Annotated in this window: 12 protein-coding genes; 4 read left to right on the plus strand and 8 right to left on the minus strand. The window is 69.8% G+C overall.

Annotated elements, in window-relative coordinates:
- Positions 1 to 10 precede the first annotated feature (10 nt).
- The 5 genes from ACFV6H_RS24685 to ACFV6H_RS24705 form a co-directional block, all read right to left on the minus strand.
- The gene (locus ACFV6H_RS24685) at positions 11 to 718 is read right to left on the minus strand and encodes a hypothetical protein (protein WP_385545788.1); all 708 of its coding nucleotides are present in this window, start codon (positions 716 to 718) and stop codon (positions 11 to 13) included.
- A gap of 285 nt (positions 719 to 1,003) precedes the next feature.
- Positions 1,004 to 2,347 (minus strand): carboxyl transferase domain-containing protein, encoded by a 1,344-nt coding sequence (locus ACFV6H_RS24690; RefSeq protein WP_385545791.1) that lies wholly within the window; start codon positions 2,345 to 2,347, stop codon positions 1,004 to 1,006.
- Positions 2,340 to 3,791, minus strand: coding sequence for an acyl-CoA synthetase (locus ACFV6H_RS24695; protein ID WP_385545794.1), 1,452 nt, complete (start codon positions 3,789 to 3,791; stop codon positions 2,340 to 2,342). Before ACFV6H_RS24695 ends, ACFV6H_RS24690 begins: the two co-directional genes overlap by 8 nt.
- 176 nt (positions 3,792 to 3,967) lie before the next feature.
- A complete protein-coding gene (locus ACFV6H_RS24700; protein ID WP_385545797.1) occupies positions 3,968 to 4,801 on the minus strand; it encodes an aldo/keto reductase in 834 nt (277 codons plus the stop codon).
- A gap of 159 nt (positions 4,802 to 4,960) precedes the next feature.
- Positions 4,961 to 6,178 carry an MFS transporter gene (locus ACFV6H_RS24705; protein WP_385545800.1) on the minus strand — a complete coding sequence of 406 codons (1,218 nt, stop codon included), beginning with the start codon at positions 6,176 to 6,178 and terminating at the stop codon, positions 4,961 to 4,963.
- Between the two features lie 158 nt (positions 6,179 to 6,336).
- On the opposite strand from ACFV6H_RS24705, the gene ACFV6H_RS24710 reads away from it, so the two are divergent.
- Complete coding sequence (locus ACFV6H_RS24710; RefSeq protein WP_384781210.1) at positions 6,337 to 6,795, plus strand: MarR family winged helix-turn-helix transcriptional regulator; 459 nt, start codon at positions 6,337 to 6,339, stop codon at positions 6,793 to 6,795.
- 84 nt (positions 6,796 to 6,879) lie between these two features.
- Here ACFV6H_RS24710 and ACFV6H_RS24715 read toward each other — a convergent pair whose 3' ends face one another.
- Positions 6,880 to 7,143 carry a type B 50S ribosomal protein L31 gene (locus ACFV6H_RS24715; protein ID WP_384985576.1) on the minus strand — a complete coding sequence of 88 codons (264 nt, stop codon included), beginning with the start codon at positions 7,141 to 7,143 and terminating at the stop codon, positions 6,880 to 6,882.
- 200 nt (positions 7,144 to 7,343) lie between these two features.
- On the opposite strand from ACFV6H_RS24715, the gene ACFV6H_RS24720 reads away from it, so the two are divergent.
- On the plus strand, positions 7,344 to 7,985 hold the full coding sequence (locus ACFV6H_RS24720) for a histidine phosphatase family protein (RefSeq protein WP_093605095.1): 642 nt from the start codon (positions 7,344 to 7,346) through the stop codon (positions 7,983 to 7,985).
- A 133-nt stretch (positions 7,986 to 8,118) separates the two neighbouring features.
- On the opposite strand, the gene ACFV6H_RS24725 is transcribed toward ACFV6H_RS24720, so the two are convergent.
- Positions 8,119 to 8,322, minus strand: a complete 204-nt coding sequence (locus tag ACFV6H_RS24725) for a cold-shock protein (protein WP_041994569.1) — start codon at positions 8,320 to 8,322, stop codon at positions 8,119 to 8,121.
- A gap of 334 nt (positions 8,323 to 8,656) precedes the next feature.
- Here ACFV6H_RS24725 and ACFV6H_RS24730 point away from each other — a divergent pair, with 334 nt between their 5' ends.
- Both ACFV6H_RS24730 and ACFV6H_RS24735 read left to right on the plus strand, forming a co-directional pair.
- A complete protein-coding gene (locus ACFV6H_RS24730) occupies positions 8,657 to 9,340 on the plus strand; it encodes a TetR/AcrR family transcriptional regulator (RefSeq protein WP_385546223.1) in 684 nt (227 codons plus the stop codon).
- Between the two features lie 71 nt (positions 9,341 to 9,411).
- Entirely contained in the window at positions 9,412 to 10,992 is a 1,581-nt protein-coding gene (locus ACFV6H_RS24735; protein ID WP_385546226.1) for an MDR family MFS transporter, read from the plus strand.
- 61 nt (positions 10,993 to 11,053) lie between these two features.
- On the opposite strand, the gene ACFV6H_RS24740 is transcribed toward ACFV6H_RS24735, so the two are convergent.
- Complete coding sequence (locus ACFV6H_RS24740) at positions 11,054 to 11,350, minus strand: hypothetical protein (protein WP_385545806.1); 297 nt, start codon at positions 11,348 to 11,350, stop codon at positions 11,054 to 11,056.
- Between the last annotated feature and the right edge of the window lie 208 nt (positions 11,351 to 11,558).

Genomic DNA, 11,558 nt, shown 5'->3' on the forward strand with positions numbered 1-11,558 from the left:
CCGTACCGCCTCACTCCGCCGTACGGGCCCGGCCGAACGCGAACGCGGCGCTCAGCACCAGCAGATACGGGAAGCCCACGAAGAGCGCGAGATACTGAAAAGGCGTCACCTGTGTGATCAGCAGCAAAAATCCGAACAGGGCGCTGATCACACCGACCCACCGGCTCACCGCTCCCTGCCGGAAGGCGGCCACGACCAGCGCGCCGGCGGTGAGCAGCAGTCCGGACCACAGCCAGCCGTAGGTGCCCAGTTGGGTCATCCCGGAGATGATCATGTCGGGATCCGTCGTATCGCGGTGGTTGATGTCGTGGAACATCTCGGTGCCCATGCCCGCGCCGACCAGACTCATCACCGCGACCAGCAGCAGCCCGGAACCGGCGATCGCCGGCACGAGACTTCCCGCCGGACACTGCCGGTCCAGCCGGCGGCGCAGCCCGGCCGCGAAGACGACCGCGCCCAGCGCGGCCACGGTGAAGGCGATCTGGGTGGCGAAGACCCACCACGCGGTGGCGCCGTCGAACCGGTCCACCATCCGGGCGCTGTCCCTGATGTCCGCCTCGTCAAAGGGATAGAGCGGCCCGGCGGCCACGATCACGAGCAGCCCGGCGAGCGCGGTGAGCACACCGCCCCAGGCCCAGCCACGGCCCTCGGCGGACGCCCGTACCGGATCGCTCCCGAGCCGCTGGCCCGCCGTCGGTTCTGTCTGTGGAACAGCCATGCTTCCCCCTCGGTGAGGCGTACGGGCCCTCCCGTACGCCGTGCGCCCTGTCGGCGCACGGGGATCCAGCCACCCCCGATCCCCCTACTGGCGGTTCGTGCCCCGTTCCACCCGTTCTCCCCCCGGGAAGAGGCGACCGCCCGGTCCTGGGCCGGATCCCCGTGCACGACTCACGCTGCCGCACCCGGTGTCCCGCCGGCATGAGCCCGGTGTCCCGTCCTTCCGGGCAGGACACCGGGACCGCGCGCCGGGACCGTACGTCGGGCCCGCGCACCAGGCCTGGGGCTACTCCACCGGCACGATCCCGCGTACAACGCCGAGCGACACCAGATCTGTTGGCCGCAATCGGAGTTGGTCGGCCGTCGCGCGTGTCTCGCCGGGGGGACGTTTGAGGATCGCCGTGGCCAGTTCGGGTGCGATGACGGAGAAGTAACTGTCGGGCGTGGCCCAGGTGTTGTCCGGCGCCGACAGCGCCAGCGCGCCACCGGAGCCGCCCTCGCCGATCAGCAGGGTGGTCAGCGGCACCCGGGCGGTGGCCATGGCCGCGAAGAGATCCGCGATGGCGCCGCCCGCTCCCATGCGCTCCGCCTCGGCGTCATTGGCCGCGCCTGGTGTGTCCACCAGTGTCAGTACGGGGATGCCCAGCCGGTCGGCGAGCCGGATCAGCCGGGCCGCGGTCCGGTAACCGGCCGGGCGCGTCGGCGTGCCGCACTGCGCGGCATACGCGACGGTCCGTCCCGCGTGGCGGCCGAACCCGCAGAGCATTCCCGGATCCGTACCACCGCAGCGGTCGCCGACGATCGCCTCCCGCTCGGTGAAGTACGCCTCCACATAGGCCTCCGCACGAGGGCGTTCGGGAGCGCGGGCCCGTATGACCGCGTCCCATCCGGAGACGGGCGGCTCACCGCCGCCCAGACCGGTGGGCGGCGGTACGGCTTCCCCGGCGCCGTCTCCTCCGGTCAGCAGCCGCAGCCAGCGGCCGACGGTGGCGCGCAGCTCGTCCTGGCGTACCACCGCGTCGATATGGCCCGCCGCCAACTGCGCCTCCGCCGTATAGGCGTACGGATCGGCGTCGGCGGGACGCACACGCGAGCCGGCGAAACCGATCTGGGCGCCCGGCAGCGCCAGTACGACATCGGCTCCCGCGCCCAGAGTGGCCCAGCCACCGCCGGTGGTCGGGTCACGCACCACTGCGAGCTGCGGCAGCCCGGCCGCGCGGGTGAGCGCGGACTGCCGTGCCACCCGCTGGAGTTGGAGCAGCGCGCGCATCCCTTCCTGCATCCGGCTGCCGCCGGTGGCGATCAGCGAGACGACCGGCAGCCGCCGCTCTCGCGCATGGGTGTACGCGGCCTCCAGCCGGTCGCCCGTGCACTCACCGAGCGATCCGCCCAGAAAGCCGAACTCGAAGGAGATCAGCACCGCTTCGGTGGCGCCGATCCGTCCGGTGCCGCAGACGACGGACTCCTGCTCGCCGGTGCGTTCCTCGGCACGGGCGCGGGCCGCGTCGTACCCTTCCCAGGCGAGCGGTCCGTCCGGCGCGGACACGCCCTGCGGCGTGGGCAGTTCGAGGAACGCGCCCTCGTCGACGACGGCGGCGATCGCCTCGCGCGCGCTCAGCCGCTCAGTCATGGAGCGCCCGCTTCATGATCTTTCCCATGTCGTTGCGAGGCAGGGCGTCCAGATAGCGCACCGTACGCGGTCGCTTGTGCGCGGCGAGCTGCGCCGCCACATGGTCCGCCAACTCCTCGACGGACGGCGGCGCTTCGGAACGCGCCGGGACGATCCAGGCGACGATCCGCTCGCCGAGGTCCGCGTCGGGCTCGCCGGTCACGGCGGCCTCCCGTACCCCGGGATGCTCCAGCAGGACGTTCTCGATCTCGCCCGCGCCGATCTTGTAACCACCGCTCTTGATCAGATCGGTGGCCTTGCGGCCGACGATACGGACATAGCCGTCGGGATCGCGGATCGCCATGTCCCCGGTACGGAACCAGCCGTTGGTGAAGGCGGCCTCGGTCGCGTCGGGCCGGTTCAGATACTCCGTGAACAGATTCGCGCCACGGACCTGGATCTCGCCGACCGTCTCACCGTCGTACGCCTCGATCGTGTCTCCCGACTCGTCGACCAGCCGCAGCCCGACACCGCGCAGCGGTACTCCGACCGTGCCGGCGCGCGGCTCGCCGTCCGCGCGCACACTGGTGTTCATCAGGGTCTCCGTCATGCCGTACCGCTCGATGACCCGGCGGCCGGTCGCCGCGGCGATCCGCTGATGGTCATGGACGGGCAGCGCGGCGGATCCGGACACCAGCAGCCGCGCGCCGGACAGCGCCTTGGCGAGCGCGGGATCGCCGGGCAGCGCCTCGGCGATGCGGTGGTACATCGTCGGAACGCCGAACAGCATCGTGGCGCCCGAGGACAGTTCACGGGCCACGCCCTCGGTGTCGAACCTGCCGAGATGGCGCACCGATCCACCGCGCCGCAGCGGACCGAGAATGCCGAGGATCAGTCCGTGCACATGGAAGAGAGGCAGGGCGTGGACGAGGATGTCGTCGGCGGTCCACTGCCAGGCGTCCTCCAGCGCGTCCAGGGTGGCGACGAGCGCGCGGCGCGGCAGGACGGCGCCCTTCGGCGGTCCGGTGGTCCCTGAGGTGTAGACGATCAGCGCGGGCGATTCCGGATCGTGCTCGGGGAACGGCCCGGCGGGCATTCCTGGCGGCGTGCCGCCCGCTTCTGCGGTGTCCAGCCGGTCGAGCGCGGCGAGGGCCGGCGGGAGGACCACGCCCGGTTCGGCGACGACCAGTTCGGGGGCGCTGTCCGAGACGATATGGGTCAGTTCGCGCTCGCCGCTCCTCGGATTGACCGGTACGACGGGAACTCCGGCCAGCAGCGCCGCCACCACACCGACGGCCGTCCCGAGCGTGGGCGTGGCCCAGACCGCGATCCGTCGCGCACCGGCGATCCGGACGGCCAGGGAGCCCGCCGCGTCGGCCAGTTCGGCATGGGTGAGGGTACGGTCGCCGAACCGCAGGGCGGGCCGCTCCGCGCGCGCGGCGAGGGCCGGGAAGAGAGGGGGCACGCGTCGTTCTCCTTGGTGTCGACAAGTCTGACCGGTCATCCGAAGCCTGGCACCACCAGCACAAGCCAGACGGCGGCGGGTAGCACCGCCACCACGATCTCTGCGTACACCATCAACTGCCGGAAGAAACGCTCACTGTCGACATCGTGCGCCGCCCGTCCGCGCCCGGCCCGTCCTCAGTTGAAGGTGTCCGGGTTCGGGCCCGTGCGCAGTCCGCGGTCGAGCGTGGCCATCGCGGCCATGTCCCCGGGCGAGAGTTCGAAGTCGAAGACATCGATGTTCTCGCGGATACGCGCGGGCGTGACGGACTTGGGGATCACGATATTTCCGAGCTGGAGGTGCCAGCGCAGCACCACCTGCGCGGGCGACTTCTCGTGCCGCCCGGCGATCTCGGTGATCGCCTCCTCCTGGAGCAGCGTGCCCTTCGCCAGCGGGCTCCACGCCTCGGTCGCGATGTCGTGCTGGGCGTGGAAGTCCCGTAGCTCCGCCTGCTGAAGTCCCGGGTGCAGCTCGATCTGGTTCAGGACCGGGACCACTCCGGTCTCGTCCAGCAGCCGCTGGAGATGGGCGGGCTGGAAGTTGGACACGCCGATGGCGCGGGCCCGTCCGTCGGCGAGCAGCTTCTCCAGCGCGCGCCAGGTGTCGACATAGCGGTCGCGCGCCGGCGCGGGCCAGTGGATGAGATACAGATCCACCCGGTCCAGACCGAGCTTGGCCAGACTGGTGTCGAACGCGGCGAGGGCAGAGTCGTATCCCTGCCGGTCGTTCCACAGCTTGGTGGTGATGAACAGCTCGTCGCGGGGCACTCCGGACGAGGCGATGGCGCGGCCGACGCCCTCCTCGTTGCCGTACACGGCCGCCGTGTCGATGCTGCGGTAGCCCGCGTCCAGGGCGGCCAGGACGGCATCGGTGGTCTGCGCGTCGTCGACCTGGAAGACACCGAAGCCGAGCTGAGGGATCTTGACGCCGTTGTTGAGGACGACGTCGGGGACGGATGTCACGGAAGTCATTGGTGTTCCTTTTCTTCGCGAGTTCTGCGCTCGCGTTCTTCGCGAGTTCTGTGCTCGCGGGTTCTCCATGAGGGAAGAGACGACCGCTACAAGCGGTGAGGCGGCGCGTGAGCGTGGGGACACACCGTTACCAACGTAACGACGTCGTCCCCGCCGCGCTCAGTGGCGGGCGGCGGCGGCCCGGTCGGGCTTCGCGGTGGCTGCCGCCGTCGCGACCACCCGTCCCCGGGCGGCCGTACGGCGCTCCAGCGCGCCGGAGACGACCGCGAGGACGAGCGCGGAGCCCGCCAGTGCGGCGCCTACCCAGTTGGACGCGGTGTACCCGAAGCCCGCGGCGATGACGATGCCGCCGAGCCAGGCGGAGAGCGCGTTGCCGAGGTTGAAGGCTCCGATATTGACGGCGGAGGCCAGTGTGGGAGCGGCGGACGCCTGGTCGAGCACCCTCTTCTGGAGCGGCGGTACGGTCGCGAAGCCGAGGGCGCCGATCAGTGTGATGGTGACGGCCGCCGCGACCTTGTGGTGGGCGGTGACCGTGAACAGCGCGAGGACCACGGCGAGTGCGCCCAGGGACACATACAGCAGCGGCATCAGCCTGCGGTCCGCGAACCGGCCGCCGAGCAGATTGCCGCCGACCATGCCGAGACCGAAGAGCACCAGCAGCCAGGTCACCGACGAGTCCGCGAAGCCGGCGGTCTCGGTCATCATCGGAGTGATGTAGGTGATCGCCGCGAAGACACCGCCGAAGCCGAGCACGGTCATGGCCATGGCGAGAAGCACCTGCGCATTGCGGAAGGCCGCGAGTTCATGGCGCAGCCGTACGCCCTCGGGCCTGGGCTGCTCGGGTACGAGCCTGGCGATGCCCGCGAGCCCGACGACACCGAGCCCGGCGACGACGAGGAAGGTCGCGCGCCAGCCGGCGTTCTGTCCGATGAAGGTGCCGAGCGGCACACCGACGACATTGGCGACGGTCAGTCCGGTGAACATCATGGCGATGGCACCGGCCTTGCGTTCCGGCGCGACCAGGCCCGCGGCCACGACGGAGCCGATACCGAAGAACGCTCCATGGGCGAGCGAGGCGACCACACGCCCGGTCAGCATCAGAGCGAAGGTGGGCGCGAGCGCGGAGAGCACATTGCCGGCGACGAACAGTCCCATCAGCAGCATCAGCATCCGCTTGCGCGAGATCCGGGTGCCGAGGACGGTCATCAGCGGTGCGCCGAGCACGACTCCGAGCGCGTAGCCGGTGACCAGCAGTCCGGCGGTGGGGATCGAGACTCCGTACTCGCCGGCCACCTCGGGGAGCAGCCCCATGATCACGAATTCGGTGGTGCCGATCCCGAATGCCCCTATGGACAGGGCGAGAAGCGCGAGTGGCATGGATTTCTTGCCTTCCCAAACGATTGCACCTGCGGCTTACATGCGAACACAATACTTGCGAGCGCGGACTACTTGCAAACGCGGGATATTGCGTCGATGTCTTATCCTGGGAACACAGGGGCCTCGGCACGCCCTCACGTCGCCCACAGGAGGAAGCCATGACCGCCACGGACACCGCGCTCACGGGTCTCGCCCAGGGCTGGTGTGCCCTTTCGGTGCTGCACGACAGGATCGAGGGACATATCGAGCGCGCGCTCCAGGCGGGCCACGGGCTCAGCCTCCGGGAGTACTCACTGCTCGACGTCCTGAGCCGGCAGCACGACGGCGAGGGCGGCCATCTCCAGATGAAGCAGGTCGCCGACGCGGTCGTACTGAGCCAGAGCGCCACCACACGCCTGGTCACCCGGCTGGAGGACCGCGGTCTGCTGACGCGCTATCTCTGCCCGACCGACCGCCGAGGGATCTACACCAATGTCAGCGAGGCCGGGCTGCGGCTGGTCACGGAGGCACGGCCCACCAATGACAAGGCGCTGCGGGAAGCCCTCGACGAGGCGGCCACAAAACCCGAACTGGCGCCGCTGGTCAGGACCGTGAAGTCCCTCGACAGCGCCCTCTGACCGGCTCGTCCACGTGAGAAGGGCCGGACGGCGATCCTCTTCAGGGATCGCCGCCCGGCCCTCACGGACATGCCGGTCGTGCGGTCAGCTCCGCGGCTCCTGGCGTCCGGAGCCGTAGCGGCGTTCGAAGCGCTCCACCCGGCCCGCGGTGTCCACCACACGGCCCTTGCCGGTGTAGAAGGGATGGCTCGCGGAGGAGATCTCCACGTCGATGACCGGATAGGTGCGGCCGTCCTCCCACTCCACGCGCTCGGTCGAGTCCGCGGTGGAACGGGTCAGGAAGGCGGCTCCGGCGGCACGGTCCCGGAAGACGACCGGACGGGAGACGGGGTGAATACGGGGCTTCATACGGAAATCCTTCCTGATGGTGGAATTCGCTTCCATCAAGTGGTACGTCCGTGTAACGCGACGCCCGCCGGTGGCATTCCCGCCGGGTACCGGACACCGAAAGCGGGGACACTGGGGTTTGCGGGCCCATGGCGACCCATGGCGTCCTATGGCGGCCCGTGGTGCGATCGGGCGCGGAGAGCGGGAAGTGGGCGGCACTCATGGGTGAGTTGATCCTCGTACGGCACGGAGAGACCACCTGGTCCTTGTCCGGGCAGCACACCAGCTACACCGATCTGCCGATGACCGAGCGCGGCGAGAGCCAGGCCCGCTCGCTGGTGCCGTTGCTGCGCGAGCGCCGTATCGGTCTCACCCTCGTCAGCCCCATGACCCGCGCGCGCCGCACCGCCGAGCTGGCCGGGCTCGGTGCCTTCCGTGTCACACCGGATCTGCGCGAGTGGAACTACGGCGGCTACGAGGGCATCGCGACCGCCGAGATCCATCGCACGCGGCCCGGCTGGGATCTGTGGACCGACGGAGTCGTGCCCGGACCGGCGAGCCAGCCCGGGGAGAGTCCCGCGGAGGTCGGGCACCGCGCCGACCGTGTGCTCACCGAGGCCCTGGAGGCGCTCGATTCGAGCGACGAGGATGTCGCGCTCGTCTCGCACGCCCATTTCCTCCGAGTGCTCACCGCGCGCTATCTGGGACTGGCGCCGGCCGCGGGAGCGCTCTTCCTGCTCGCCACCGGGACTCTCTCCCGGCTGGGCACGGAACACGGTCGGCCGGTGATCACGGCATGGAATCTGGCCCTGCCCGAGGGCCTGCTGCGCGCCACGGCACGGGAGAAGGAGAACGTGGCCTGACGGAGAGGCCGCCGCCGGGCCGGGCCCCGAACGCGGCGAACCCGGAATGCGGCGGGCGCCTGTCCGGTGGAAGAGTTCCACCGGACAGGCGCCCTGTCGTCCCGGCCCTCCCGGGCCCGCTGGGACCGCTGTGTTACGAGGGGAGGATGTTCTCCGCCTGAGGGCCCTTCTGGCCCTGCGTGACGTCGAACGTGACCTTCTGGCCCTCCTGGAGCTCACGGAAGCCGGAGGTCGCGATGTTCGAGTAGTGCGCGAACACGTCGGGGCCACCGCCGTCCTGCGCGATAAAGCCGAAGCCCTTTTCCGAGTTGAACCACTTCACTGTTCCACTGGCCATTGCCCAAGTCTCCGTTTCGAGGGACGCGTGATTCCCGCACGGTGCGGGAACCGGAGGTGATCGCCCTGGTCCGCAGAGACGCTGAACAGCACAAACGCCCGTGACGGCACGTCACGGGCGAGCGGTACTTCGGAACCACGACAGCTGATCAAGACGCTACAGGGCTCGAAGCGATACAGCCACAGAAACGACCAACTCTTGCGCACGTGGCGTGTATCGGACCGCGATCGGCCCAACCCGTTCAGCCGCCCCAGTACGACGATCAGACCTGCACGACTCGGTACGACGATCAGCCCGGGGAATCAATTTTGCGTGGCGTGCACTTTTGCATACCCTGCAAGATGTGACGAACGAAGGCGCGGCTCCGGGGCTCCGTGAGCGCAAGAAGCGGGCCACCCGGGCGGCCCTGGCGGAGGCGGCTGTACGGCTGGCCGCCGAGCACGGCGCCGAGAATGTGACGGTCGAGGCGATCAGCGAGGCCGCCGGAGTCTCCCCGCGTACGTTCTTCAACTACTTCGACAGCCATGACGACGCGTTCGTGATGATGGACCGGGACGCCGGCGAACGGGTGCGCCACGCGGTGCGCGCGGCGCCGGCCGCCCTGTCGCCGCTCGAAGCGGTACGCGAGGCGCTCGCCACCGAACTCGTCGATGTGGCCGAGCGCCAGGAGATCTGGCGGCTGCGGGCCACGGTGCTCCAGCGTTCGCCACGGCTGCTGGTCCGCGGGCTCGGCGCGCATATGGCCGAGGAGATCGAACTGGCCGAGGCCATCGCCGTACGGCTCGGCTCACGCGCCCCGAACGAGAAGAGCACCGGCGCTTCGGCGGCCTGCGGCACCGACGCTTCGGCTCCCGACCTCTATCCGCGGCTGCTGGCCGCCGTCGCCGGTACGGCCGTACGGGTGGCCGTCGAGCACTGGTGCGCCCAGGGCCCGGACGCCGACTTCTCCGAGGTGTTCCGGCGTGTCTTCACCCTGCTGACGGACGGGCTCGCCGAACCGCCGCCGCCCGCCCTCTGACCGTTTTTCTCACCCATTCGAAGAAGGACACATTGAGTGCAATCGAGGCGCCCGAACAGGCGCCGACCTCCATGTCCAACCAGCAGATACTTCAGGCCATGTCAGGCCTGATGGCCGGTATGTTCGTCGCCATCCTGGCCGGTACGGTGGTCGCCAACGCGCTGCCCCGGATCATCGCCGACCTGCACGGCAGCCAGTCCTCGTACACCTGGGTGGTCACCGCCGAGCTGCTCGCCATGACGGCGACCGTGCCGCTGTGGGGCAAGCTCTCCGACCTCTACAACAAGAAGCTGCTGCTCCAGCTCTCGCTCGCCATGTTCGTGGTCGGGTCGCTGCTCGCCGGTTTCTCGCAGGGAGTCGGACTGCTCATCTTCAGCCGGGTCGTCCAGGGCATCGGCGCGGGCGGTCTGACCGCCCTGGCGCAGGTCGTGATGGCGGCGATCATCCCGCCGCGGCGGCTGGGCAAGTACGCCGGTATCTTCGGCGCCGTCTTCGCCATCGGTACGGTCGCCGGGCCGCTGGTCGGCGGTGTGCTGGTGGACACCTCATGGCTGGGCTGGCGCTGGTGCTTCTTCATCGGAGTGCCCTTCGCGCTCGCCGCGATCCTGATTCTCCAGCGCACGCTGCGGCTGCCCACGGTCCGCCGTGATGTGAAGATCGACTATCTGGGCGCGTTCCTGATCGTCGCCGGTGTCAGCGCCCTGCTCATCTGGACCTCGCTGGCGGGCAACCAGTTCGACTGGGCGTCCTGGCAGACCGCCGCGCTGACCGGTACGGGTGTCGTGCTCCTGGTCGCGGCGGTCTTCGTGGAGGCCCGGGTTCCCGAGCCGGTCATCCCGCTGGACATCTTCCGCAACCGCACCGTCTCCCTGACCACGGTGGCCAGCCTGCTGGTCGGTGTGGCGATGTTCGGCGGCACCGTCTTCCTCTCGCAGTACTTCCAGATCTCGCTGGGCAAGTCGCCGACCATGGCGGGCCTGATGAGCCTGCCGCTGATCCTCGGTCTGCTGGTCTCCTCCACGGTCGCCGGCCAGATCATCAGCACCACCGGCAAGTGGAAGATCCATCTGATCGTGGGCGCCGTGATCATGACGGGCGGTCTCGGTCTGCTGGCCACGATCGACGCCGACACCGGCTTCGGCCTCCTCAGCGTCTATATGGCCGTCCTCGGTATCGGCGTCGGCATGCTGATGCAGAACCTGGTGCTCGCGGCGCAGAACGATGTGCCGGCGGCCGAACTCGGCGCGGCCACCTCGGTCCTGTCGTTCTTCCGCAGCATGGGCGGCACGATCGGTACGAGCGTGCTGGGCGCGATCCTGGCCAACCGAGTGACGGCCGAGATGACCAAGAGCCTGGGCGGAGCGGGCCAGTCCGCCTCCGGCGGTGACAGCTCCGTACCGGACATCTCCACGCTGCCCGCGCCGATGCGGGAGATCGTGCAGCACGCGTACGGCGTGGCCACGGCGGAGCTCTTCCTCGTCGCCGCTCCCTTCGCCGCTCTCGCGCTGGTCGCCGTTCTCTTCCTCAAGGAGAAGCCGCTCAAGACGACGAGCGGTATGGAGCGGCTCGCCGAGGAGAGCAAGGCCGAGGAGAGCAAGCGGGAACGGACGGAGGACAGCCCTTCGGCCACTCCGCCCACCCCGGTGGGCTGACCGTCCGCCGCCGGCCCCGGCCGTGCCCGAACGGGTGCGGCCGGGGCCGTACGCGTTCGGCTCAGTGGTCGTCCCAGTGGCCCTCGTGCTCGGCGTGGCGGTGGCCGTCGTGCACATAGTCCACATGGTCCCCATGAGGCACCGCCACATGCCCGCATCCTTCACCGTGCTGGTGTGCGTGGCTGCTGTGCGGCATGTGGGCACCGGGCTCGCACTCGTCCGCGTGGTCGTTGTGCACCAGATGCAGATGACCGTCGTGCACATAGTCGACATGGCTGTCATGGGGTACGGCCACATGGCCGCAGCCCGCGCCATGCTGATGGGTGTGGTTCGGATGGGGAGCGTGCGCAGTCGTCATGGCTCTCTCCGGTCGTCCTTCGGAGCCCGGAGGCCCGCCTGGTCCGCGGGCGTCGCCGGGCTGATGTCGCCACCCCAACGAGCTCCGGGACAACCGCGTCACCGTCGATACGGCATTCGAGCAATCCTGAGTGCGCCTGCACAGACAGAGGAGAGGGCGACGGGCTCCGGGCCCCGCGCCCAGGCCGCTGTGGACTCGTCCGTGCACA

The organism is Streptomyces sp. NPDC059743 (assembly GCF_042732975.1).
Taxonomy (GTDB): Bacteria; Actinomycetota; Actinomycetes; order Streptomycetales; family Streptomycetaceae; genus Streptomyces.